Source organism: Streptomyces sp. NPDC094034 (assembly GCF_040303865.1).
In the GTDB taxonomy this organism is placed as follows: domain Bacteria; phylum Actinomycetota; class Actinomycetes; order Streptomycetales; family Streptomycetaceae; genus Streptomyces.
Genome location: NZ_JBEOUD010000030.1, coordinates 61,466 through 83,248 on the forward strand (window position 1 = coordinate 61,466; position 21,783 = coordinate 83,248).

The 21,783-nt window shown below is 70.2% G+C and carries 21 protein-coding genes and 2 pseudogenes; 9 read left to right on the top strand and 14 right to left on the bottom strand.

All coding sequences use genetic code 11. The features are described 5' to 3' along the window. Nucleotides 1-37: 37 nt before the first annotated feature. Nucleotides 38-733 carry an RsiG family protein gene (locus ABTZ59_RS24675; protein WP_351414997.1) on the bottom strand — a complete coding sequence of 232 codons (696 nt, stop codon included), beginning with the start codon at nucleotides 731-733 and terminating at the stop codon, nucleotides 38-40. A 166-nt stretch (nucleotides 734-899) separates the two neighbouring features. Between ABTZ59_RS24675 and dtd the strand changes: the two genes are divergently transcribed. Beyond that, the gene (dtd, locus tag ABTZ59_RS24680) at nucleotides 900-1,337 is read left to right on the top strand and encodes a D-aminoacyl-tRNA deacylase (RefSeq protein ID WP_351415004.1); all 438 of its coding nucleotides are present in this window, start codon (nucleotides 900-902) and stop codon (nucleotides 1,335-1,337) included. Nucleotides 1,338-1,451: 114 nt separating this feature from the next. On the opposite strand, the gene ygfZ is transcribed toward dtd, so the two are convergent. The 3 genes from ygfZ to ABTZ59_RS24695 form a co-directional block, all read right to left on the bottom strand. After that, nucleotides 1,452-2,417, bottom strand: coding sequence for a CAF17-like 4Fe-4S cluster assembly/insertion protein YgfZ (gene ygfZ, locus ABTZ59_RS24685; protein ID WP_351415008.1), 966 nt, complete (start codon nucleotides 2,415-2,417; stop codon nucleotides 1,452-1,454). A gap of 10 nt (nucleotides 2,418-2,427) precedes the next feature. After that, nucleotides 2,428-2,865, bottom strand: coding sequence for a Fur family transcriptional regulator (locus ABTZ59_RS24690; RefSeq protein ID WP_351415013.1), 438 nt, complete (start codon nucleotides 2,863-2,865; stop codon nucleotides 2,428-2,430). 176 nt (nucleotides 2,866-3,041) lie between these two features. Further along, nucleotides 3,042-3,614: a heme-binding beta-barrel domain-containing protein gene (locus tag ABTZ59_RS24695; RefSeq protein ID WP_249952245.1), complete on the bottom strand. Its 573-nt coding sequence runs from the start codon at nucleotides 3,612-3,614 to the stop codon at nucleotides 3,042-3,044. 376 nt (nucleotides 3,615-3,990) lie between these two features. Between ABTZ59_RS24695 and ABTZ59_RS24700 the strand changes: the two genes are divergently transcribed. Continuing rightward, a complete protein-coding gene (locus ABTZ59_RS24700; protein WP_351415022.1) occupies nucleotides 3,991-4,359 on the top strand; it encodes a DsrE family protein in 369 nt (122 codons plus the stop codon). On the opposite strand, the gene ABTZ59_RS24705 is transcribed toward ABTZ59_RS24700, so the two are convergent. The 7 genes and pseudogenes from ABTZ59_RS24705 to ABTZ59_RS24735 all read right to left on the bottom strand — a co-directional run. Continuing rightward, a complete protein-coding gene (locus tag ABTZ59_RS24705) occupies nucleotides 4,353-4,703 on the bottom strand; it encodes a DUF3099 domain-containing protein (protein ID WP_351415028.1) in 351 nt (116 codons plus the stop codon). The genes ABTZ59_RS24700 and ABTZ59_RS24705 overlap by 7 nt on opposite strands. A gap of 160 nt (nucleotides 4,704-4,863) precedes the next feature. Then, complete coding sequence (locus ABTZ59_RS24710) at nucleotides 4,864-5,151, bottom strand: DUF1416 domain-containing protein (protein WP_030353448.1); 288 nt, start codon at nucleotides 5,149-5,151, stop codon at nucleotides 4,864-4,866. A 29-nt stretch (nucleotides 5,152-5,180) separates the two neighbouring features. Continuing rightward, complete coding sequence (locus ABTZ59_RS24715) at nucleotides 5,181-6,020, bottom strand: sulfurtransferase (protein WP_249952247.1); 840 nt, start codon at nucleotides 6,018-6,020, stop codon at nucleotides 5,181-5,183. 525 nt (nucleotides 6,021-6,545) lie between these two features. Further along, complete coding sequence (locus ABTZ59_RS24720) at nucleotides 6,546-7,295, bottom strand: LmeA family phospholipid-binding protein (protein ID WP_351415037.1); 750 nt, start codon at nucleotides 7,293-7,295, stop codon at nucleotides 6,546-6,548. Between the two features lie 194 nt (nucleotides 7,296-7,489). Then, complete coding sequence (locus ABTZ59_RS24725) at nucleotides 7,490-8,878, bottom strand: hypothetical protein (RefSeq protein WP_351415042.1); 1,389 nt, start codon at nucleotides 8,876-8,878, stop codon at nucleotides 7,490-7,492. Nucleotides 8,879-8,888: 10 nt separating this feature from the next. Then, complete coding sequence (locus ABTZ59_RS24730) at nucleotides 8,889-9,170, bottom strand: MoaD/ThiS family protein (protein ID WP_308404906.1); 282 nt, start codon at nucleotides 9,168-9,170, stop codon at nucleotides 8,889-8,891. An 18-nt stretch (nucleotides 9,171-9,188) separates the two neighbouring features. After that, nucleotides 9,189-10,022: pseudogene (locus ABTZ59_RS24735) on the bottom strand (alpha/beta hydrolase); the annotation flags it as partial. A gap of 305 nt (nucleotides 10,023-10,327) precedes the next feature. Between ABTZ59_RS24735 and ABTZ59_RS24740 the strand changes: the two are divergent. Then, a complete protein-coding gene (locus ABTZ59_RS24740; RefSeq protein ID WP_503003560.1) occupies nucleotides 10,328-11,248 on the top strand; it encodes a response regulator transcription factor in 921 nt (306 codons plus the stop codon). A 23-nt stretch (nucleotides 11,249-11,271) separates the two neighbouring features. Next, nucleotides 11,272-12,294 (top strand): LacI family DNA-binding transcriptional regulator, encoded by a 1,023-nt coding sequence (locus ABTZ59_RS24745; RefSeq protein ID WP_351415057.1) that lies wholly within the window; start codon nucleotides 11,272-11,274, stop codon nucleotides 12,292-12,294. Nucleotides 12,295-12,328: 34 nt separating this feature from the next. On the opposite strand, the gene ABTZ59_RS24750 is transcribed toward ABTZ59_RS24745, so the two are convergent. Together ABTZ59_RS24750 and ABTZ59_RS24755 are read right to left on the bottom strand one after the other, a co-directional pair. Further along, nucleotides 12,329-13,123: a GntR family transcriptional regulator gene (locus ABTZ59_RS24750; protein WP_351415069.1), complete on the bottom strand. Its 795-nt coding sequence runs from the start codon at nucleotides 13,121-13,123 to the stop codon at nucleotides 12,329-12,331. Next, nucleotides 13,120-13,662 (bottom strand): GntR family transcriptional regulator, encoded by a 543-nt coding sequence (locus ABTZ59_RS24755; RefSeq protein WP_351415302.1) that lies wholly within the window; start codon nucleotides 13,660-13,662, stop codon nucleotides 13,120-13,122. Before ABTZ59_RS24755 ends, ABTZ59_RS24750 begins: the two co-directional genes overlap by 4 nt. A 330-nt stretch (nucleotides 13,663-13,992) precedes the next feature. Between ABTZ59_RS24755 and ABTZ59_RS24760 the strand changes: the two genes are divergently transcribed. From ABTZ59_RS24760 to ABTZ59_RS24775, 4 genes and pseudogenes are all read left to right on the top strand, one after another. After that, entirely contained in the window at nucleotides 13,993-14,427 is a 435-nt protein-coding gene (locus ABTZ59_RS24760; RefSeq protein ID WP_351415074.1) for an ATP-binding protein, read from the top strand. 226 nt (nucleotides 14,428-14,653) lie between these two features. After that, nucleotides 14,654-15,691 (top strand): S1C family serine protease, encoded by a 1,038-nt coding sequence (locus ABTZ59_RS24765; protein ID WP_351415080.1) that lies wholly within the window; start codon nucleotides 14,654-14,656, stop codon nucleotides 15,689-15,691. 233 nt (nucleotides 15,692-15,924) lie between these two features. After that, nucleotides 15,925-16,638 (top strand): annotated as a pseudogene (locus ABTZ59_RS24770) (response regulator transcription factor); the annotation flags it as partial. An 86-nt stretch (nucleotides 16,639-16,724) separates the two neighbouring features. Continuing rightward, on the top strand, nucleotides 16,725-18,158 hold the full coding sequence (locus ABTZ59_RS24775) for a sensor histidine kinase (RefSeq protein ID WP_351415089.1): 1,434 nt from the start codon (nucleotides 16,725-16,727) through the stop codon (nucleotides 18,156-18,158). 68 nt (nucleotides 18,159-18,226) lie between these two features. On the opposite strand, the gene ABTZ59_RS24780 is transcribed toward ABTZ59_RS24775, so the two are convergent. Beyond that, nucleotides 18,227-19,186 carry a phosphatidylinositol-specific phospholipase C gene (locus ABTZ59_RS24780; RefSeq protein ID WP_351415094.1) on the bottom strand — a complete coding sequence of 320 codons (960 nt, stop codon included), beginning with the start codon at nucleotides 19,184-19,186 and terminating at the stop codon, nucleotides 18,227-18,229. 131 nt (nucleotides 19,187-19,317) lie between these two features. Between ABTZ59_RS24780 and ABTZ59_RS24785 the strand changes: the two genes are divergently transcribed. Further along, nucleotides 19,318-20,085: a hypothetical protein gene (locus ABTZ59_RS24785; protein WP_351415100.1), complete on the top strand. Its 768-nt coding sequence runs from the start codon at nucleotides 19,318-19,320 to the stop codon at nucleotides 20,083-20,085. Nucleotides 20,086-21,783 lie beyond the last annotated feature (1,698 nt).

The following is a 21,783-nucleotide window of genomic DNA, read 5'->3' on the forward strand; positions in this document are numbered from 1 at the left end:
GATCAACACGGAATCAACACGGAGTCAGACGGAATCACTACGTCAGCAGATCGTCCACCTGGGCTTCACCCTCACGGTACCTGCGGGCGATCTCCGCGCTACAGTCGTCCGCCGTCCGCTGCAACTGATGGCGGCGGCGCGAGAGCTGCTGCTCGTTGCGGACCAGCCGCCCCATCGCCGTATGCAGCTCCTCGTCCGTACGGGCCGCCAGGTCCGACAGCTCCACCTCGGCGAGCGTCTCGGCGGCCAGCAGGCGGTACTCCTCGCTGCGCGGGGTGGAGAGCGTGACATGGCGGGCTGACGAGCGGTGCCGGGAGGGAGTGTCGGTCAGAATCTCCGACAGCCGGTCGACCACCCGGGTCTCGGGGGCGGTACGACGGGCCAGCTCGGCCCGCAGGATGTCGATCCTGCCCTGGAGAAGCCGCCGCAGATAGCTCAGATCGGCCTCGTCCCGCTGCGAGTCACGGCGCAGCGCGCGCAGTTCCGGCAGCCGCAGCACACCGAAGTCGTACGGCCGGGGCGCGGGCAGCGTGCCCTCACCGCCGGTCCGCTGCACGGGCGGCCGGGGCCCGCCGCTCCCCGGGCCCGCCGCTCCCGGCCCCGCGGCTCCCGGGCCCACCGCTCCCGGCCCGTGGTCCGTGCCAGGACCGGCGGCCGGTCCGCTGCCTGTCCCGGTGGTCGTACGGGTCGTCGGTACGGGACCGGGCGCCTGCCCGGCGCCAGATGTGCTCATCGCGCGTACTTCCCCTCGCTCCGCTGAGAGACCCCTGCCCCTATCCGCTGGGAACCCCCATCCCTCGACAGGTACGCAGAACGCACCGCCTCCGTGCATCGTGCCACTCCCACGACCGCGTATGCGGGCACTCTGCACCCGTTCGGCCCCCGATAGGTTGATCCGTATGCGTGCAGTGGTGCAGAGAGTCGACGGCGCGAGCGTCGTGGTCATGACGGAGTCCGGGCCGGAAACCGTCGGCGAGATCATCGGTGAGGGCTTGTGTGTGCTGGTGGGAGTCACCCACGAGGACACGGCGGAGCAGGCGGAACGGCTGGCCCGCAAGCTCTGGTCGATCCGGCTGCTGGAGGGCGAGAAGTCCTGTTCAGAAGTGAACGCCCCGCTCCTGGTGATCTCGCAGTTCACTCTCTACGGGGACGCCCGGAAGGGCCGCCGCCCCACCTGGAACGCGGCGGCCCCGGGCTCGGTGGCCGAACCGCTGGTCGACGAGGTGGTGGCACAGCTGCGGGCGCTGGGCGCGAAGGTGGAGACGGGCCGGTTCGGAGCGGACATGCGCGTCTCGCTCACGAATCACGGCCCGTTCACGGTGCTGCTCGACATGTGAGGCGCGGTACGGGAGACACCCCGGGACCCCGGCGACCGCACGGGAGGCGGCCCGCGGCCCGTGGGCCCGTACGGGAGGCAGCCCGCAGCCCGTACGGGAGAGGCGGCCAACGGGCTACGCCTCGACCACCGTCTCCTGCGCCGCCGCCGTGTCCCCCGCCAGCAGTGGCGCGTCCAGCGGCACATTGCGCTTGACCAGGGCCAGCGCGATCGGCCCCAGCTCGTGATGGCGGGCCGAGGTGGTGATGAAGCCCAGCTGACGCCCCTCGGCACCATCGGCGGCGAGCCGGACCGGTGTGCCATGCCCCGGCAGATGGACTTCGCTGCCGTCCAGGTGCAGGAAGACCAGCCGACGCGGCGGCTTGCCCAGGTTCTGCACGCGGGCCACGGTCTCCTGACCCCGGTAGCAGCCCTTGTCGAGATGGACGGCGGTACCGATCAGCCCCACCTCGTGCGGGATGGTCCGGTGATCGGTCTCGAAGCCGAGGCGCGGCCGGTGCCCCTCGATCCGCAGCGCCTCGTACGCGAGGATCCCGGCGACCGGCCCGTGCGCGGCGGCGTACGACTCCAGGTCGGCGCGGGGCAGGAACAGATCCCGGCCGTACGAGGTCTCGCGCACCGCGACGCCCTCGGGCGCCTCGGCGATGGAGCCCGCCGGCAGATGGACGACCGCGAAGTCGTCCGTACGGTCCGCGACCTCGACCCGGTAGAAGAACTTCATCGACTCCAGATAGCCGATCAGCGCCTCCTGTGTGCCGGGCTCAACATGCGCCCAGACCGTCGCGCCGTCGTCCACCAGATACAGCGCGTGCTCGATATGGCCGTGCGGGGACAGGATCAGCGCCTCCGTGGCCCGGCCGGCGGGCAGCTCGCTGACATGCTGAGTGAGCAGCAGATGCAGCCAGCTCAGCCGGTCGTCCCCGGTGACGGTGACGACTCCGCGGTGCGAGAGATCCACCAGGCCGGTGCCATCGGCGAGGGCGCGTTGTTCGCGGAACAGATCACCGTAGTGGGCGGCGACACCTTCGTCCTGTCCTTCGGCGGCGACGGCTCCGGGCAGGGACAGCAGAGGGCTCTTCATGGTGATCAGCCTACGACTCGCCGTCCGCGACGCGGGCGGCGCAGTTCTGACAGCGCCCGAAGATCGCGAAGTGCTTCATGTCCGTCGTGAACCCGAGGTCCTCACGCAGCTTCGCGGTGAACTCCGCGACCACCTCGACATCCGCCTCAATGACATTCGTGCAGTCCCGGCAGACCAGGTGGATGTGGTGGTGCCGGTCGGCGAGGTGGTACGTGGGAGCGCCGTGCCCGAGGTGGGCGTGCGAGACGAGGCCCAGCTCCTCCAGCAGCTCCAGGGTCCGGTAGACGGTGGAGATGTTCACCCCGGAGGCGGTTCTGCGTACCTCGCACAGGATGTCGTCGGGTGTCGCGTGCTCCAGGGAGTCCACAGCTTCGAGAACAAGCTGACGCTGAGGGGTCAGCCGGTACCCGCGCTCCCGCAGGTCGCTCTTCCAGTCGGTGCTCACCACGCCCCCAGTGTAGGCAGGCGTGGCGGCGCGGGAGGCTTTCCCGCGGAGGATCGCGCCCACATGGGCTTTGCGTCGTTCCTGCGCGGGTCTTGACCGGAGGTGACGTGGGTCTTACGTGAAGGTCTTACGTGGCGGTCTTGCGTGAAGGTCCTGCGTGACGGTCTTACGTGAAGGTCCTACTTGAAGAAGGCGATGCCGTCGTCCGGGAGGTCGCCGAGGTCCTTGGCCCATGCCTCGACCTGGTCCGGGGACACGACCTTCTTCAGATGCGCCGACATGTACGGGCGCAGTGGGACCTCGGGGGTGGACTTCTCGCCCACCCACATCAGGTCGCCCTTCACATAGCCGTACAGCCGCTTGCCACCGCTGTAGGGCCCGGAGGCCGCCGTACGGGCCACCGCGTCGGTCACCAGGTCGATCTGCGGCTTCTGGTCGGCCAGCTCGCCGTACCAGACCTCCACGACACCCTGGTCCCTGACCATCACGACCTCGACCTTGCGGTCCTTGTCGATCCGCCAGTACCCGGCCTCGGACTCGATCGGCCTGACCTTCTTGCCCTCGTCGTCGAGCGCCCAGGTGTGCGAGACGTACTCGACGAAGTCCCGGCCGTCGTGGCTGAAGGTGACCTCCTGGCCGAAGTTGGCCTTCTCGTCTCCCGGGAAGTCGAAGACACCGACGCCCTCCCAGTTGCCGAGGAGGAAGGCGAGGGGAACAAGGTCCGGGTGCAGGTCGGACGGGATCTCGATCATGAGCAGCTCAGGCGATCTGTAGGGGTGAGGACGGGATGACCAGCGTGCGGCGACCGGCGCGAGATGTCAGCGCTGACCCTGGTACAGCTTCTTCACGGCCAGAACGGCGAAAGCGAGCACGCCGACGCAGACGAGGACCAGCAGGGAAGTGAAGAAAGCCTCAAGCACGGCGTGCTCCTCGGATGAGCGGTATGGGCGGTAAGGGCCGGGGCCCAGCCTAATGGGTGGTGGCCCGGCCCTCTCGGCGAGGTACTCCGACCTATACGGGACCCCTCGGCGGGGGCCCGGAACCTCGGCGGGGGCCCGGACCTCGGCAGGGGCCCGGCGGGCAGGATCACCGCCTGCGCTGGTTTCCGCGCCGAATAGAGTTCGGCGTATGCACTCCGCGAAGAAGCTCGTGATCAAAGTGACCGCCGGAGCCGACGCCCCCGAGCGCTGCTCCCAGGCCTTCACCGTGGCCGCCGTCGCCGTGGCCAGTGGGGTGGAGGTCTCGCTGTGGCTGACAGGCGAGTCCGCGTGGTTCGCGCTGCCGGGCCGGGCGGCGGAGTTCGAACTGCCGCACTCCGCACCGCTGCCCGAACTCATCGAGTCGATCCAGGCCGCCGGTCTGATCACGCTGTGCACGCAGTGCGCGGCCCGGCGGGACATCACGGAGAAGGATGTGCTGGACGGGGTGCGGATCGCCGGGGCTCAGGTCTTCGTCAGCGAGATCATGGCCGACGGCGTGCGGGCGCTCGTCTACTGACCGTCCGGTCTCCTGGCCGCTCGCCCGGTCGGGCTCGCGCCGGGCCCGTCGCCGTGGTGCGCGCCGTACCGCACTCGCCGCTCGCGATCCTTCCTGTGGTCCAGCTCGTCCAGCCACTTCTCGGACTCGGACGGAGCGTCGTCCGGCGGATCGTCCCACCAGCGGTCGGTCTTGTCCTTGGTGTTGCCCACGATGGCGGCGGCAGGCGGAATGAACATCGCGACAAAGGTGAGGGCGACGGCCGCGGGGATCGAAATATCGCGCACGAATGTCCAGGCGGAGACGAAGAGCACCAGACATACGCCCATGAGCAGAAAGTACCGACGACGGCGTCGTGCGTACATATTTTTAGTGTACGTCCGCGTACATCCGTCATTGCCCGGGTCGGCCCTCGCCCGCCAGAACGGCCTGGAGGGCCGCGCCCCGGGGAAACCCAGGGCTTGCGGCCCTCCGGCCGATGAGAAGAAACGCTCGGATCGCTCAGACCTTCAGAGCTTCAGAGCTTCAGACCGCGATCGCGACCTCGGAGAGGCCCCCGGTCTGCGCGACGACCGTACGGTCCGCCGTGGCGCCCGGCACGAGGGCGCGCAGCGTCCACGTGCCCTCGGCCGCGTAGAAGCGGAACTGGCCGGTCGCCGAGGTCGGGACCTCCGCGGTGAACTCTCCGGTCGAGTCCAGCAGGCGTACGTAACCGGTGACGGGCTCGCCGTCGCGGGTCACGGAACCCTGGATGGTGGTCTCACCGGGCTTGATCGTCGAAGCGTCCGGGCCGCCGGCCTGTGCTCCACACATACTGTTCAGTCCTCCGGGTCGGGGCGTGATTACTTGTTGGCGCCGAGCTCGATCGGCACACCGACGAGCGAGCCGTACTCGGTCCACGAGCCGTCGTAGTTCTTGACGTTCTCGACACCGAGCAGCTCGTGCAGCACGAACCAGGTGAGCGCGGAGCGCTCGCCGATCCGGCAGTAGGCGACGGTGTCCTTCGTCAGGTCGACCTGCTCCTCGGCGTAGAGCGCCTTGAGCTCGTCGTCCGACTTGAAGGTGCCGTCGTCGTTGGCGTTCTTCGACCACGGGATGTTGCGCGCGGTCGGGATGTGCCCCGGACGCTGCGACTGCTCCTGCGGGAGGTGCGCCGGAGCGAGCAGCTTGCCGCTGAACTCGTCGGGCGAGCGCACGTCGACCAGGTTCTGCGTGCCGATCGCGGCGACCGCGTCGTCACGGAAGGCGCGGATCGCGGTGTTCTGGGCCTTGGCCTGGTAGGTGGTGGCGGCGCGCGTCGGGACGGCGTCGACCAGGTCACGGGAGTCCAGCTCCCACTTCTTGCGGCCACCGTCGAGGAGCTTGACGGAGTCGTGCCCGTACAGCTTGAAGTACCAGTAGGCGTAGGACGCGAACCAGTTGTTGTTGCCGCCGTAGAGGATGACGGTGTCGTCGTTGGCGATGCCCTTGGCCGACAGAAGCTTCTCGAAGCCCTCCTGGTCGACGAAGTCACGGCGGACCGGGTCCTGGAGGTCCTTCTTCCAGTCGATCCTGACAGCGTTCTTGATGTGGTTCTTGTCGTAGGCCGAGGTGTCCTCGTCGACCTCGACGATGACCACCTTCGGGTCGTCGATGTGGGCCTCGACCCAGTCGGCGTCTACCAGGACGTCGCTGCGGCTCATGCTGTCTCCTCCGGGGATGGGGTCTCCCCTGCTCGTCAGGAGCTTGGGGAAGTGCGGCGGGGTACTGCGAGGTGCGGGGCGTGGGTGCCGCCGCGACTTCCGGGCACGGGCCCGGCCGGCGTACGGCGCGCGGGGTGGCCCTGAGAATCTCGAAGGGCCTGGGGGAAAACGGGACGCGAAAGTCCCGCTCAGACGGTGCGACAGAGCATGGCGGCGACGCGGCACAGGTCGACTGCCCGCCGCTTCGTGAAGTCCGCCTGTTGCTTCATACGTCCGATCGTAGGGACGTCCCGGCGAACATGTCACCGGGGGATCACATTCTGAGACTCGATCGTCCGGAATGCGAGACGATCTTATGGTCGGGTCGGCACCCCTTCCACCGGCCCGCTGCCGGTGTCCCGCTGCCATCTGAGGAGCGGACGCCGACGTCTCACCATCCGGTTACCCGCCCTCCAGAACGCCCTAAACCGGCACGTCGGCCGTGCGCACGGTCAACCCGTGCGCACGGTCAGCCAGTGAGCGCGGTCAGCCCGTGAGGGAGACGTTCGACCCGGCGCCGGAGAAGTGCAGACCGTCCTCGGCCGCGGTGACCTTGTCGAGCTTGACCGTCGACGGCAGTCCGTCGATCTTCAGGTCGTAATCGACCACGTCCCGCACCTGCTCGTCCATGCCGGGCACCGGCAGCTCGGGAAGGGCCGCGGCCTTCAGCCGGACCGTGTCACCGCCGTCCAGCGTCACCGTGCTGTACGCCGTGACGCTCCGGCCGCCCAGCAGCTCCTTGACGGTGTCCGGGATCGCGATGCCCGCGCCTTCCAGCACCTCCGTCAGCGGCCCCGAGACCTTGACCTGCCCCTGCGCGGCCCGCTCGGCACCGGCATAGCCGACGGTCGCGCCCTTCGGCGCCGACTTGGCGAGGTCCGAGTACGAGATGCGCGCCGAGCCGTTGGCCTGCCCGGCCACGGCGGACGAGAAGCTGCTGTCGATCTTGACGTCCTTCAGCTCACCCTTGACCTGGGTCACCCGGACCGCGTGGCCGTCGGCCGTGGCGTTGACGCCGTCGAGGCTGATCTCGACCTCGTCCAGCGAGGTGCCGAGGACCTGGGTCAGGAAGGGGAAGCCCTTGATGGACACCTCCGGCTGGGAGCTCAGGCCCGCGCTCGATCTGACGCGGTCGGCGACCTCGCCCTCGGCGAAGTACACCGCCGCCCGGTCCGCGGCGACGAACAGCCCGCCGAAGATCACGACGAATATCAGCAGTATCCGCAGTGCGCGCATGGTTCGGTGTCCCCCAGCTTGATCGTTTCTGCCCCCTGACGACCGTGAGCGTAACGCCATCGGGTTGGCCGGATGTCGGAGTGATCGACGTCCGGCGCGCGCGTACGGTTCCCCGCCGGCCGTGCGTCCCGCGTCACACGCGGGTCAGCCCCTGTCGGACGCGGGTCAGATCCGGGTCGGGGTCAGGGTCAGGGTCAGGCCAGCATGCGGCCCAGCAGATAGACGGCGGGGGCGGCGGCCGTGAGCGGCAGCGCCACCCCGGCGGTCATGTGGACGAAGCGGGACGGGTAGTCATAGCTCGCCGCGCGCAGCCCGACCAGCGCGCAGACCCCCGCGCCGAGCCCCAGCAGCGCGCCCTGGCTGCCCAGGTCCGTCATGCCGCCCGCCACGATGCCGGCGCCCGCGCCGGCCAGCAGGGCCACGACGACGGAGGCGACGCCCGGCAGCGGAAGGGCGCGGGCCACGGTCGCCGCCGCGACCGCCAGCCCGCCGACGACCACCGCGTCCGGCACGGCCGCGAGCTGGCCGGTGGCGAGGATGGTGAGCGCCGCCGAGGCGACGGTGGCCATCAGGCCCGTCATCCGCTCGTCCGCGCCCGCGCGGCTGCGCAGTTGCAGGACGACGACGAGCAGCACCCACACACCGAGGGTGCCGATGATCGCGGCCGGAGCGTTCTCCCGGCCCGCCACGAGCAGGGTGATGTCCGCGGTGACCCCGCCGAGGAAGGCGAGCGCGATGCCCTGCCTGGCCGGCCACATGCCGTTCAGCCGGAACCAGCCGGCCGCCGTGACGGCCTGGAGCAGGACGAGCGGGACGAGCAGCGCGTAGGGCCCGATGGCCGCGCCGCCGGCCAGCAGCAGGCCGAGCAGGGCGGTCAGCCCGGCCGGCTGGATGCCCGGCGGGATGATCGGCGACCGGCCCTCGGCGCGGGCGCGCTGGGCGTCGGTGATCCGGGCGTTGCCCATGGTGGTGGGCGCGCCGTAGCCGTCGGTGGCGCCGGGAGATGTGGCGCCGGGTGCGGCGGCGGGCGGGACGGCCGGGGCCTGGGCCTGGGGCGCGTACGGCGCCGAGGCGGCCGACGTCCCCTCCGACGGCCCGCCCGAGGGGACCTCCGGAGGCAGCGGGTAGGCGCCCTGAGGCGGCAGATACGCGGTGTCGGCGGCGGCCTGCTGGGGCTGGGGCCGGTACGCGTGCGCCTGGCCCTGCACCTGGCCCTGCGGCTGCCGCCCCTGCGGCTGGACGTGCGGCTGGTACTGGGTGTCCCAGGTCTGGCCCTGCCACGTCTGCGTCGCGGGCTCCTGGTGGGCCTGCGGCTGGTACGGGGGCTCCGCCCAGCCCTGGGAGGCGCCCGGGTCCTGGACCTGGCCTTGGCCCGGGGCCTGGCCTTGATACGCGCCGTACGCGCCGTTCGCGGCGTGGGGCGACTGCTGCGGGCGGCCGTACTGGTCGTACCGCACCTGGCCCTGCCCCTGGTCCCCGTACCGACCCTCGTCCCCGTAGTGACCCTGGTCGCCGTAGTGACCCTGGCCGTACGCCTGGCCCTGACCCTGGCCGTATCGATACTGCTGATCGTCGTCGCTCATGTGCTGGGATTCACCCTCCTGCGAACGGCGGGAGCACCTCGACCGTGCCGCCCTCGGCAAGCCGTACGGTCTCATGTCCACGGGTCCCCACCGGGTCACCGTCGACGACGAAGGAACACCTCTGGAGTACACGGACCAGTTCGCCCGGGTGTCTCACCCGCGCGGCGGCGAGCGCGTCGGCCAGGGTGTCCGCCGCGTACGGCTCCTCCGCCGTGCCCGCGGCGGCCTTGGCCGCGGCCCAGTAGCGAATCGTGCCCGATGCCATGGCGGCGCTCCTTTCGTCGGCTCCCATGATGGCCGACGGCCCTCGCGCCTCCGTCAGCCACTCCCCGAGACGGTCGAGCAGCGCGTCGTCGGCGGCGTTCTCGGCGTGGCCCATTCCCGGTTCGAGCCACAGCTCGACGGCGCCCGGAGCAGCGGCCCCGGCCAGCGCGCGGGGGTGGTCCAGCGGGAAGTACGGGTCGCGGTCGCCGTGGACGACGAGCAGCGGGACCGGCGCGATCAGCGGGACGGACTCCACCGGGGAGAGCGGCACCGGGTCCCAGTCCCGGTGATGGATACGGGTACGCAGTCCGTAGCGGCCGACGAGCCGCCCCAGGGGCCGCGTCACCAGCCAGTGCAGGCGTCGCATCGGGGCCGTACCCCGGTAGTACCAGCGCGCGGGGGCACTCACGGCGGCCACGGCGTCGCTCCGCGCACCTGTGCGCCCCCTGTGCGACGCGGCATGGCGCAGCACCACGGACCCGCCCATGGAGAAGCCGACGGTCACGACACGCGAATGGCCCAGCGCGCGGGCCCATTCCACGGCCGCCGCCAGATCGAGGATCTCCCGGTCGCCGACCGTGGAACGCCCGCCCGAGCGGCCGTGCCCGCGGAAGGAGAAGGTGACCACGGCCGCACGCTGTGCGAACACCCGCGCCGCCCGCCGTACGGCCGGCCTGTCCACTGACCCGGTGAACCCGTGTGCGAGCACGATCGCGGTCCCGCCGCCCGCCCGGAAATCCGGCCCGAAACCCGCCGTACACGGCTCGTACACCGCCTCGATGGGGACCCCGTCCGCGGTCCTGAGGACCGTGCGCCGGGTGCTCCGGGCACGCGGGGAATCTGGTGATCTGCGGGATTGACCCTCTGGCGCCGAGCACATGTGGGTTATTCTGCTGCGAAGAGGATCCGGGCAATGTAGCCCCCGGGTCCTTTTGTGTTTCCCGTCCGTTGTTACAGACAGATGACATAGACGGAAGACACGGACATCACGCATGACGGCTACAGCCACGGCTACGGCCGCGGGCCTCAGGGCGAGGGAACCGCGGTCGGCGCCACGCGGGAAACCGCGCTGAACAGCAGTGACCAGCAGTGCCGCATACGTCCTCGCAGGGACCGAGGAGGAACCGACGTAATGGGCAAGCGAACCGTGTACGACAACAGTCCGGCCGAGGCAGGTGGGCGGCGATGAGTTCTCTGCTGCTCCTGACCAACGCGCTCCAGCCCTCGACGGAGGTGCTGCCGGCTCTTGGACTGCTGCTCCACAACGTGCGGGTGGCCCCCGCCGAAGGGCCCGCTCTTGTCGACACCCCAGGTGCCGATGTCATTCTGATCGACGGCCGACGCGACCTTCCGCAGGTGCGGTCGCTCTGCCAGCTGCTGCGGTCCACCGGACCGGGCTGCCCGCTGATCCTCGTCGTGACGGAGGGCGGTCTCGCCGCCGTCACCGCGGACTGGGGCATCGACGACGTACTGCTCGACACGGCCGGTCCGGCCGAGGTGGAGGCCCGGCTGCGGCTCGCGATGGGCCGTCAGCAGATCTCGACCGACGACTCCCCGATGGAGATCCGCAACGGTGATCTGTCGGTCGACGAGGCGACCTACAGCGCGAAGCTCAAGGGCCGGGTCCTCGACCTGACGTTCAAGGAGTTCGAGCTGCTCAAGTACCTCGCACAGCACCCCGGCCGGGTCTTCACCCGGGCCCAGCTGCTCCAAGAGGTCTGGGGCTACGACTACTTCGGCGGTACGCGGACGGTCGACGTCCACGTACGGCGGCTGCGCGCGAAGCTCGGCCCCGAGCACGAGTCGCTGATCGGGACCGTCCGCAACGTCGGCTACCGCTTCGTCACCCCGGACAAGAGCGAGCGCGGCGCGGAGAAGGCCGACCGGACGACCGAGGGAACGCGGGCGAACGCCGGCGCGCGACCGTCCCAGAACGGGTCCCGGAACGGGGCCTCCACCGGGTCCCACGCCGGGTCCCCCACCAGGTCTCACCATGGCTCCCACTCCGAGCCCCGGCACGAGAAGGCCGAGGACCCCGGGGACGACGACACGGCCGCCGGACTGGACGCGACACAAGAAAGTGCCGTGCGACCTGCCAAGCGGTAGGTCACCACGCGTAGACTCCGCGCGTGGCCAAGGTGACGCGGGACGATGTGGCACGACTGGCGGGTACGTCCACCGCTGTCGTCAGCTATGTCATCAACAACGGACCGAGGCCGGTCGCTCCGGCCACGCGTGAGCGGGTGGTCGCCGCGATCAAGGAGCTGGGCTACCGGCCCGACCGGGTCGCCCAGGCGATGGCCTCGCGGCGGACCGACCTCATAGGGGTCGTCGTGCCGGACGCGAGACAGCCCTTCTTCGCGGAGATGGCGCACGCGGTCGAACAGGCCGCGGCCGAGCGCGGGAAAATGGTGCTCGTAGGCAACTCCGACTACCGCAATGAGCGCGAGGTCCACTATCTGCGGGCCTTCCTGGGCATGCGGGTGTCGGGGCTGATCCTGGTCAGCCAGGGCCCGAGCGAGCGTGCGGCAGCCGAGATAGAGGCGTGGGACGCCCGGGTCGTACTGCTGCACGAGCGACCCGAGGGCATCGACGACGTGGCGGTCGTCACGGACGACATCGGCGGCGCCCAGCTCGCCACCCGTCATCTGCTGGAGCACGGCCATCCGTACGTGGCCTGCCTCGGCGGGGTCGAGTCCACCCCGGTCATCGGCGACCCGGTGACCGACCACGTCGAGGGCTGGCGCCGGGCGATGCTGGAGGCCGGCCGGCCGGTGGAGGGGCGCCTCTTCCGGGCGCTGTACAACCGGTACGACGCGTACCAGGTCGCGCTGGAACTGCTCTCGGGCCCCGACCGGCCGCCGGCGATCTTCTGCTCCACCGACGACCAGGCGATCGGTGTGCTGCGGGCCGCCCGCGAACTGCGGATCGACGTCCCCGGCGAACTGGCCGTGGCGGGCTTCGACGACGTCAAGGAAGCCGGACTCACCGACCCCCCGCTGACGACGGTCTCCTCCGACCGGCCGGCGATGGCGCGGGCGGCGGTGGATCTCGTACTGGACGACGGTCTGCGGGTGGCGGGGTCGCGACGGGAACGGGTGAAGCAGTTCCCGTCGGCCCTGATCGTGCGCCGCTCCTGCGGCTGCGGGTAGCAGCCCGAGTCCCGTCCGCTCGCCCGGCCGGCGGTCACTCGGGCGTGAACTCGTACCGCAGCTCGTACAGGTGGCCCGCCTTCGCCATCACTGTGGCCTCGATGGGCTGCTCGTCGTCGGTGTAGACCACCCTCAGGGTCCGCAGCACCGGCAGGTCGCCGGGCAACTGGAGTGCTTCGTACTGCTCGCGCGTAGGTATGCGGGCGGAGACGCGGTCGACGCTGAGCCGGGGCACGTAGCCCAGTCCGGCCAGGAGAGTGGGCGTTCCGCCCTTGATCCGACGGTGTTCCATCAGCGCGGTGCCGTCTGCGATGTCCAACGGGTAGTAGGCGTGCACCAGTTCCACCGGTTCGTCATCGAGTGTGAGCACTTGGTGGCGCAGCAGCGCCGTACCGCCGTCGGGCAGGCGCAGGGCCTCCGAGACATCAGCGGGCGGAGCGATCTCGGCGACGGCGAGGAGCTTGCTCCGGGCCCTGCCGCCACGCTTCGCGGTCTCGGCGAGCCAGCGGTACGGCTCACCAGCATTGGCCGGGGCCATGGACGAGGCGGGGCGCACGGTCAACTGCCGGTGTTCCCGTACGGTCACGGCGGCGCCCGCACGGCCGACGACCAGTCGCTCGTCCTTGAGAAGCCCCAGCGCCTTCTGCACCGTGGCGTTCGAGGCGCCGAATCTCTCCTTGAGCTGCACGGTGGACGGCAGGCTCGCACCGGGGGCGAGGTCCCCGGTCATGATCTCGTCGCGCAGATCGGCGGCGATCCGCTCATGAAGCGACCGGCGGTCGTACACGTTCTCCACCGCGTCCGTTCCGGGCCGGGGCACGGCCGTCATCCGATCCTCATCTCGTAGCGCAGCCGCTGCCGGTGTGCGGGCATGGTCATTTTGTCCAGCTGGATGGGCCGGTCCTCCATGTCGAGAGTGATCCGGGTCAGGCGAAGCACCGGCTCGCCCGGCTCGATACGTAGGGCTTCCCGCTCTTCCTCCGCGGGCATCCCGGCGGTCACATCCTCCCGGACGCGTACACCGACGTACCCCAGCTCGGCGAGGAGGGTGACGGCTCCGCCGGGGATCTTCGCTGTCCCGGCGAGACGCGTGCCGCGTGCGACGGAGGCGGGGTAGTACGTGTCGGTCAGCTCGCAGGGCAGGTCCTCCAGGAACATCACCCGCCTCCGCACAACGACCGGTTCGCCAACGGCGACCCCGAGCAGATCGGCCACCTCGTCCGACGCCGCCACCTCGTCCGCAGCGACGATCCGCTGCCCGCCCCGCCGCCCCCGCGCCGCCAACTCCGCGCCCCACGCGTCGGGTTGCCCCTCACCGCGTGGTGTCAGATACGGCATCGAGGTACTGACCCATTCGCCGACGCTCATGACGTCCTCCTGTGCTGCTGACACGGCCTCGACCTTGCTGCTCTACACGGTAAGTGAGCCTTCGCCACCCACAGCGCTCGCAACTTTGCTGCTTTTCGCGAATAGCGGTATGTTTCTGGGTATCGTACAGCCCAGGACCAGACGGAGACGCGTCGCGTCTTCGTCCGCGACGCGGCAAGCACCCCGGAGGGCGGCCAACGCCTTGAAGGAGCGTGGACAAATGAATGCACCTTCCGTTCATCGATTCGAGCTTCTCTTGACGGGCTTATCGCCCTCGACGACTCCCCACCTCGTTCGAACAAGCGAGACGCCATCCCTGGAGGTCTCCGGATGAGGCATCTCCAGGAACAGAACAATGACGCTGTGGTGCTGCGGTGGAATCGCCAACCGAGCTGCGTCGGTCAGGCGCGACTGGAGTTGCGTAAGACGCTGTCAGCGTGGGGGCTGTCGGCGCTGGAGGATGCGGCAGTCCTGGTGCTGTCGGAGCTTTTGACGAACGCGGTGCGTCACGCGCACGTCTCGCCAGGGCGCGAGATCGAGACGCGCTTTCTCCCGGTTCGCCTCCCGGCCCCTCATGGCCTGCGTATCGAGGTCCATGACGCGTCCCCCGCCCGTCCGGCCAGACGGGCGGGGGACGTGGACGCGTGCGACGGGCGCGGGCTCGTGATCGTGGACGCGCTGGCTGACGAGTGGGGCGTGGGTGATCGAGTCGGCGTCGGCAAAATGGTGTGGGCACAGTGGCGGTCCGCTGAGGCGGACGGCTGAGATCGGTATGACGCCTGAACGGAAGCACTGGTCAGTAGTGAGGGCAGACCCGTGTGCGGGGCGTCCGCGTCCCGGCCGGAATCAGCAGACGGAGTCGTCGGTCACGAGAAGCAGCCGTCCCTGACTCGCATGGCGCAGCGGCCTTTATATGGGGCATACGCGGTTTTGTTGCCCTTCTCAGGGCCTCCTCAGCCGGTTCTCATGTACGCCGCCGACAGTCGTAGCCATGACGGACTACTACCGCGGCAGCGGCGACGAAGGCAGCGAACAGCAGCACCCCGCCCAGGGTGTCCAGGGGCAGGGGTTCCAGGGCTCGGCGTTCCCGCCGCCGCCCTCGTACGGTCCCACCGTTCCGGCCGACGGCGCCGCCACCACGCACCGGCGCGCCAGGCGTCCGGTGGCGCTGCTCGCCGCCGTGGCGATCGCCGCCGCGGTCGTCGGCGGTGGTACGGCGGCGCTGGTCGGGAACTACACCGGCGGCGGCACCGACAGTGCCGGCACGTCGGTCAGCGGGACCACCGTCTCGCAGAGCAGCGCGGGGACGGTGGCCGGGGTCGCCCAGGCCGTGGCTCCCGCCATCGTCGAGATCAACGCGACCTCCACGAGCGGCGAGTCCACCGGCTCCGGCGTGATCATCACATCCGACGGCGAAATCGTCACGAACAACCATGTGATCTCCGGCGCCTCCTCGATAAAGGTCCAGCTCAGCACAGGGAAGACCTACACCGCCCAGGTCGTCGGCACCGACGCGGACAAGGACCTCGCGCTGATCAAGCTGGAGGGCGCGAGCGGCCTCAAGACGGCCACGCTCGGCAACTCCGACCAGGTGAAGGTCGGTGACCAGGTCGTGGCGATCGGCTCCCCCGAGGGTCTGACCGGCACCGTCACCAGCGGCATCATCTCGGCGCTCAACCGCGATGTCACCGTGGCCAAGGACGAGGACCAGGGTCAGCAGCTGCCGCAGCGGGGCGGGGGCAACTGGCCGTTCGAGTTCGGCGGGCAGCAGTTCAACGGGGACACCGGCTCCTCGAAGACCACGTACAAGGCGCTCCAGACGGACGCCTCCCTCAACCCGGGCAACTCGGGTGGCGCGCTGATCAATATGAACGGCGAGATCATCGGCATCAACTCCGCGATGTACGCGCCGAGTTCGGCGTCCGCATCCGGCAGCTCCGCCGCCGGCAGCGTGGGTCTGGGCTTCGCCATCCCGGTCAACACCGTCAAGTCGGACCTCTCCGCGCTGCGCTCCGGCGGCACCAGCTGATCCCCCGGGGGCGGCGGGACACCGTACGAGCCACCGGGCGCGCGCTGTCGTGGGGCGGGCGTGCGACGCTGGTGGTACGGGCCGCGCCCGGTCGGCACCGGCCGGGCGCCGGGTCGTGCGACCGTTGACCTTGCGCGACCGCTGGCCCCACCATGGCCCGACCGTTCCACCGAGCGTTCCACCCACCCTTCCACCGACCGTTCCACCGAGCCGACTGACGAGGTAGTAGCGACATGAGCGCCGCCGAAGGCGATCCTCAGCGGATCCTGATCGTCGACGACGAGCCCGCCGTACGCGAGGCCCTCCAGCGGAGCCTCGCCTTCGACGGATACGGGACCGAGGTCGCCGTCGACGGGGCCGACGCGCTCGGCAAGGCCGCGGCCTACGGTCCTGATCTGATCGTCCTCGACATCCAGATGCCCCGGATGGACGGCCTGACGGCGGCCCGCAGGCTCCGGGGAAGCGGCTCGAAGGTGCCGATCCTGATGCTGACGGCGCGCGACACGGTCGGTGACCGGGTCACGGGGCTGGACGCGGGCGCGGACGACTACCTGGTCAAACCCTTCGAGCTGGACGAACTGTTCGCCCGGATCCGCGCCCTGCTGCGACGCAGCTCGTACGCGGCGGCCTCGGCCGGCGATCAGCCCGACGACGATGTGCTGGCCTTCGCCGATCTGCGGATGGACCTGACGACGCGCGAAGTGACGCGCGGAACCCGGCGGGTTGAGCTGACCCGTACCGAATTCACCCTGCTGGAGATGTTCCTCTCGCACCCGAGGCAGGTGCTGACCCGGGAGCAGATCCTCAAGGCGGTGTGGGGCTTCGACTTCGAGCCGAGCTCCAACTCCCTGGATGTGTACGTGATGTATCTGCGCCGGAAGACGGAGAGCGGCGGTGAACCCCGGCTGGTCCACACGGTGCGGGGTGTGGGGTACGCGCTGCGCGCCGACGCGGGGAGCGGCGGGGCGGGCGCCGGCGGCGGGGCGGGCGCCAGCGGCGGGGCGGGCGCGGGCGCCGGGACGGGCGGGCCGGCGTGACCCGTCCGACGGGCCCGCTCCACCGGCTCCGTACACTGCCCCTCCGCTCCCGCCTCGCGCTGCTGGTCGCCACCGCGGTCGCCGTGGCGGTCGCGATCGCGGCGGTGGCCTGCTGGCTGCTGACGCGCACACAGTTGGAGAGCGAGCTGGACAACTCGCTCAGGAACACCAGCGCCGTACAGGCCGCGGTGCAGGACGCGCTCAACAACTGCGGCGCCCCCACCAACCCGGGGAACGGGACCGGCTTCGCCTACGTCCAGGTGGTCCTGAGCGACGGCACCCGCTGTGTGGCCTCGTTCTCCGAGCCTGTGAAGGTCCAGTCGCAGGACGTGGCGGTCGCCAACGGCACCCTGCGCGAGTCGCTCCACAACAGCGTCACCGACAGCGGTGCCAAGGTCCGCGTCTTCACCAAGGCCACCCCTTACCGGCCAGGCACCCAGGTCGCCGTGACCGTGTCGCGTCCCCTCGCCGAGATCGACGCCTCCCTGAACCGGCTCGCCCTGCTGCTCACCGCCGTCGCCGGGGTCGGCGTGATCGGCGCGGGCGCGGCCGGGCTCTGGGTCGCCAGGTCGGGGCTGCGGCCCGTCGACGGGCTGACCCGGGCCGTCGAGCATGTCGCGCGGACCGAGGATCTCGCCATCCGTATCCCCGTCGAGGGCGAGGACGAGATCGCCCGGCTGTCCCGCTCCTTCAACTCCATGACCGCCGCCCTCGCGTCCTCCCGGGACCGGCAGTCGCAGCTGATCGCGGACGCCGGGCACGAGCTGCGGACCCCGCTCACCTCACTCCGTACGAATATCGAGCTGCTCGCCCGCAGCGAGGAGACGGGCCGGGCGATCCCGCCCGACGACCGCAAGGCGCTCATGGCGTCCGTCAAGGCACAGATGACCGAGCTGGCCGCGCTCATCGGTGATCTCCAGGAGCTGTCGCGCCCGGACGCCACGGATCCCGGGCCGCTCCAGGTCGTCGCGTTGCACGACGTCGTGGAGAGCGCGTTGGAGCGGGCACGGCTGCGCGGGCCCGATCTGACCATCAGCGCGGAACTCAGCCCCTGGTACGTACGGGCCGAGCCGGCCGCCCTCGAACGGGCGCTGATCAACGTCCTCGACAACGCGGTGAAGTTCAGCCCGTCCGGCGGCTCGGTGGAGGTGTCGCTGAGCGCGAACGGCGAGCTGACCGTACGGGACCACGGCCCGGGAATCCCGGCCGACGAGCTGCCGCACGTCTTCGAACGGTTCTGGCGCTCGCCGTCGGCTCGCGCACTGCCGGGCTCCGGTCTGGGACTGTCGATCGTGGCGCGTACGGTCCAGCAGACGGGCGGCGAGATCGCGCTGCGCCAGGCGGTGGGGGGCGGGACGGTGGCGGCGATCCTGATTCCGGGGGCGCCGACACCGCCGCCGATGGCTCCCGGAACCGGCTCGGATCTCTGAGCGGCCGGTTCCGGGGGCCTCGCGCAGTTCTGCGCTGTTCTCTGTGCTGCTTTCTGCGCTGCTCTCCGTCAGCCGTTGTGGCGGATGAGCGACTCGACCAGTCCGGGCCTGGTGGCGGGGAAGTCCAGCGGTACGATCCCGAGCCCGCGCCAGCCGCTCGCCTCGGCCCCGTCGAGGAAGGTGTGGACCTGCGGGTTCAGCCGGTCGGAGTTCCAGCGGGGCGGCAGCAGGGCCGCCGTGCTGACGTAGTTGATGAACATCTTCCCAGGCTGCTGGACCGCCTTGCGGAAGTGTGCCTCGATCTTGGGGTACTTGGCGCCGGGCTCCGCCTGGTAGTCGTCCTGGATGTCGAAGAGGCCGGAGTCCCCGTACCGCACCCCGGGCAGTCCCCCGTTGTCGGCGAGCAGGACGACACGTCCGCGCGCCTCACCGAGCGTCGGGAGGTTGCCGTCGAGCCGGAAGAGGGAGCGCCAGCCCTTGCCGTCGAGATAGGTGTCGAAGATCCGCCGGAACTCCGCGTCGCTCTCCCCGGAGTACTCCTGCTTGACGCGCATCAGGACGGTCTCGGAGGGGTTGGCCCGGAGGAAGTCCCGGCAGGCGTTCAGGACGTCGTCGAAGTTCAGGTTCTGGTAGAAGGCGGCGTGGTGGATCGTGAACGCGTTCTCGAACGCCCGGCAGCGGACATCGAGGAACCGGACGCCGCTGGTCAACTGCTGGGCGATGGTGGTGTCCTGGCAGGCCACCCAGAGGCCGCCGGAGCGCGCGCCGGAGTTGTGCGTGCCGGGTATGGTCAGCCGCTGTACGGGGGTGGAGTCGGCGAAGCCGCCCATCCAGTCGTACGTGGCGAGCGCGCGCGGCGGCGCGGCCACGGCCGGGGCCGCGCCGATCAGGGCGGCGGCGGAAACAGCGAACGCGCCGGCCAAGAAGCCCCGGCGCGTGCCGCTCCGCGTGCCGGTCCGCGTACCGATCTGTGTACTGGTCTGTGTACTGGTCCGGGTACCGATATGCGGGCTCATACGCGGGCTCATAAGAGGGTGCCTCCGTCAAAGTGGGGGGTCAGCCCTCGGATTATGACCGGTACACGACATGCAAGGAACAGCGCATGGGTGGACGACTAAGGTTGATCATCGTTTGATCGGCGGTCGCAGGAGGGGCGTCAATGTCCGAGGAAGAGGCACTCACCGGGGCGGGCAGCGGAGGAGCCCGCCGAATGCGGGAGGATGTCTTGACGCCCGGGACGGGCCTGCGGGTCTACCCCGAACCCAAGGACGTCTTCGTCGCCGAACAGGTCGATCTGGCCCGGCATGTGCACCCCTTGATCTCGATCGATCTGGCACAGGTCGACCCGGCCTGGCACGGGTGGATCCATCTGGTCAGCCCCCTGGAACCGGCGGAGGGCTATCTCGGCGACCACACCCGGGACTTCCACTCCGCGTTGCAGACGCCCAACTGGCTCGGGTTCGCGCTGGAGGACGACCGGTACCGGTTGCTCGGCGACGTACGGTACTTCGCACGGGCGACCACCCCCGAGGAGGTGCCCGAGCCCTGGCCGGGGTTCCGCGCCGCACTGGACGAGCACTGCGAGAGCCAGGAGCGCAGCTACCGGACACACCGGGACGCGTTCCGACGGGACGGTCGGCTGTTCATGCGCGACGACGACGGCGCTCCGGTGTACGGGGCGACCGACGGGGTGGCACTGCTCGACCAGCTCGGCGGCCATGCGGACCAGGGCAACTGGGCCGATCCCGACCTGTTCCGGCTGGAGTTCGACGAGGACCGCGCATGGCCGGTGAGCCCGGCCGGAAACCCGTTCGCGTTCGTGGCGGCGGTGCCGGGCTGGCACTACCGGCGCAGCGGCGCCGACTGGATTCTGCTGTTCTTCGAGCCTGTTGAGCGACTGGCGCTGCTGACGTTCGACTGGAGCTGAGGGGGGTGAGGGGGGCGGGGGTGGGGTGTGTGGGTGCGGGTTCGTGCCGAGGGGTAGTCGGGGTGGGCCGGGGGGTGTGGTGGCGGGTGGGGGCCGCCCCTGGGTTTGAGTTTCGCGGTTGCGGGTCGGGCGTCAAGGGCGCTCCTTCGTCGCGTCGGCTGCGCCGATTCCGCTTCGCTCCACCCTTGACCCCCAACCCTCCACCGCAAGTGCTGCTTTGAGGGGGGCGGCCCGGGGGGAGGGTCCCCGGGGAAGCTCCCATGTGCTGGGGGCCGGATCCCGGCCTGCGGGCCGGTGGGCCCTGCGGGGCTGCGCGGGAGTGGAGTGGGGCGGCCCGGCACCGGCTCAGCGAGCTGATGCGAGTGGGTGGTGGGGACTCATGCCCCGCTGGTGACAGTCCGTTGACGGGTGCACCTGTCAGCAGGGGCGGACGGACTCGCCACCTGCCCTCAATGTCCCACTTTGGAAGGGGCTTTGGGGAGTGCTCCGGCGGGTCATGCGTCCTGGGTTCGGTTAACCGGGCCCCACGACGCATGCCCCCTCCGACAGGCCCACTCAGTGCCTCACCAGTCACACCCGCCCCATTCCCCACGGTCCGGAGCCGGGAAGTGGCCGGGGCTCATGCCCCGCCGTCCGGGGGTGTGGGTGATGGGATGGGTGTGACTCATGGGACGACAGTGGGCCGGTCAGGGGTGGCGATGTGCCGTGGAGGCGACTTAACCGAACCCAGGACACATGACCTGCCCGGGGCCCTGGAATGGCCCGCCAAACTGGGGCATAGGGGGCGGGTGGCGGGTCCGTCCGCCCCAGGGCACAGGTGTCACCCGACAACGGGCCCGCACAGCGGGGCATGCGTCCCGACCACTCCCCGACCGTCAGTCGCTTTGCCGGGGCCGGGCCGCCCCACTCCACTCCTGCGCAGCCCCGCAGGGCCCACCGACCTGCGGTCGGCAACCAGCCCCCGGAACAACGCAGCCCCTCCGGGGACCCCTCCCCCCGGGCCGCCCCCCTCAAAGCTGCACTTGCGGTGGAGGGTTGGGAGTCAAGGGTGGAGCGCAGCGCAATCGGCGCAGCCGACGCGACGAAGGAGCGCCCTTGACCCCCGACCCGCAACCGCGAAACTGAAACCTAGGGGCGGCCCCCACCCGCCATCAAACGCACCGGGTGCCCCCGACTACCCCTCGGCACGAACCCGCACCCACACACCCCACCCCCACCCCCACCACCCGCCCAGTCAGCCGCCACAGACATCGCACGGATCGCTTCCCGCCCTGGTGATTTTGTTGCCGTCCTCGTCCGTCTCCCAGATATCGGCACGAGATCCGTTACACCCTGGGGTCGGGCAGGAAATGTTTTCTCGAAGCTGCCCCATTGGCGAACCCTTCCGCTTCTCGACTGCCAGAGCCGCATCCGTGGCACGGAATCCGGGTCACCTCGGTCAGCCCTGCCTGAGGTGAGTAGTGGTACAGGTCCCGGACCTGTCCACGGCAATCGGGCTTTTCACAGTCCGCTGTTGCCCATCGAACTCCGCGCCCCGCACTGTCCAGCGTGGAGGCATTGCAGAACAAGCAGGGGAACGGATTCAATCCGTCCTCATTGACCACATAGGCGATCGCCTCGTGGTTCTGGCAGTCTGGGCAAATCCAGGCCATAGCGGCTCCCCTATTGGTCAGGGGTTGGATTATGTCCCGTGCGTGC

What these genes read in the sequence shown, in the direction of transcription:
- ABTZ59_RS24675 (WP_351414997.1), bottom strand. Translation starts at nt 733, where the DNA reads ATGAGCACATCTGGCGCCGGGCAGGCGCCCGGTCCCGTACCGACGACC.
- dtd (WP_351415004.1), top strand. Translation starts at nt 900, where the DNA reads ATGCGTGCAGTGGTGCAGAGAGTCGACGGCGCGAGCGTCGTGGTCATG.
- ygfZ (WP_351415008.1), bottom strand. Translation starts at nt 2,417, where the DNA reads ATGAAGAGCCCTCTGCTGTCCCTGCCCGGAGCCGTCGCCGCCGAAGGA.
- ABTZ59_RS24695 (WP_249952245.1), bottom strand. Translation starts at nt 3,614, where the DNA reads ATGATCGAGATCCCGTCCGACCTGCACCCGGACCTTGTTCCCCTCGCC.
- ABTZ59_RS24700 (WP_351415022.1), top strand. Translation starts at nt 3,991, where the DNA reads ATGCACTCCGCGAAGAAGCTCGTGATCAAAGTGACCGCCGGAGCCGAC.
- ABTZ59_RS24705 (WP_351415028.1), bottom strand. Translation starts at nt 4,703, where the DNA reads ATGTACGCACGACGCCGTCGTCGGTACTTTCTGCTCATGGGCGTATGT.
- ABTZ59_RS24710 (WP_030353448.1), bottom strand. Translation starts at nt 5,151, where the DNA reads ATGTGTGGAGCACAGGCCGGCGGCCCGGACGCTTCGACGATCAAGCCC.
- ABTZ59_RS24715 (WP_249952247.1), bottom strand. Translation starts at nt 6,020, where the DNA reads ATGAGCCGCAGCGACGTCCTGGTAGACGCCGACTGGGTCGAGGCCCAC.
- ABTZ59_RS24720 (WP_351415037.1), bottom strand. Translation starts at nt 7,295, where the DNA reads ATGCGCGCACTGCGGATACTGCTGATATTCGTCGTGATCTTCGGCGGG.
- ABTZ59_RS24725 (WP_351415042.1), bottom strand. Translation starts at nt 8,878, where the DNA reads ATGAGCGACGACGATCAGCAGTATCGATACGGCCAGGGTCAGGGCCAG.
- ABTZ59_RS24730 (WP_308404906.1), bottom strand. Translation starts at nt 9,170, where the DNA reads ATGGGAGCCGACGAAAGGAGCGCCGCCATGGCATCGGGCACGATTCGC.
- ABTZ59_RS24740 (WP_503003560.1), top strand. Translation starts at nt 10,328, where the DNA reads ATGAGTTCTCTGCTGCTCCTGACCAACGCGCTCCAGCCCTCGACGGAG.
- ABTZ59_RS24750 (WP_351415069.1), bottom strand. Translation starts at nt 13,123, where the DNA reads ATGACGGCCGTGCCCCGGCCCGGAACGGACGCGGTGGAGAACGTGTAC.
- ABTZ59_RS24755 (WP_351415302.1), bottom strand. Translation starts at nt 13,662, where the DNA reads ATGAGCGTCGGCGAATGGGTCAGTACCTCGATGCCGTATCTGACACCA.
- ABTZ59_RS24760 (WP_351415074.1), top strand. Translation starts at nt 13,993, where the DNA reads ATGAGGCATCTCCAGGAACAGAACAATGACGCTGTGGTGCTGCGGTGG.
- ABTZ59_RS24765 (WP_351415080.1), top strand. Translation starts at nt 14,654, where the DNA reads ATGACGGACTACTACCGCGGCAGCGGCGACGAAGGCAGCGAACAGCAG.
- ABTZ59_RS24780 (WP_351415094.1), bottom strand. Translation starts at nt 19,186, where the DNA reads ATGAGCCCGCGTATGAGCCCGCATATCGGTACCCGGACCAGTACACAG.
- ABTZ59_RS24785 (WP_351415100.1), top strand. Translation starts at nt 19,318, where the DNA reads ATGTCCGAGGAAGAGGCACTCACCGGGGCGGGCAGCGGAGGAGCCCGC.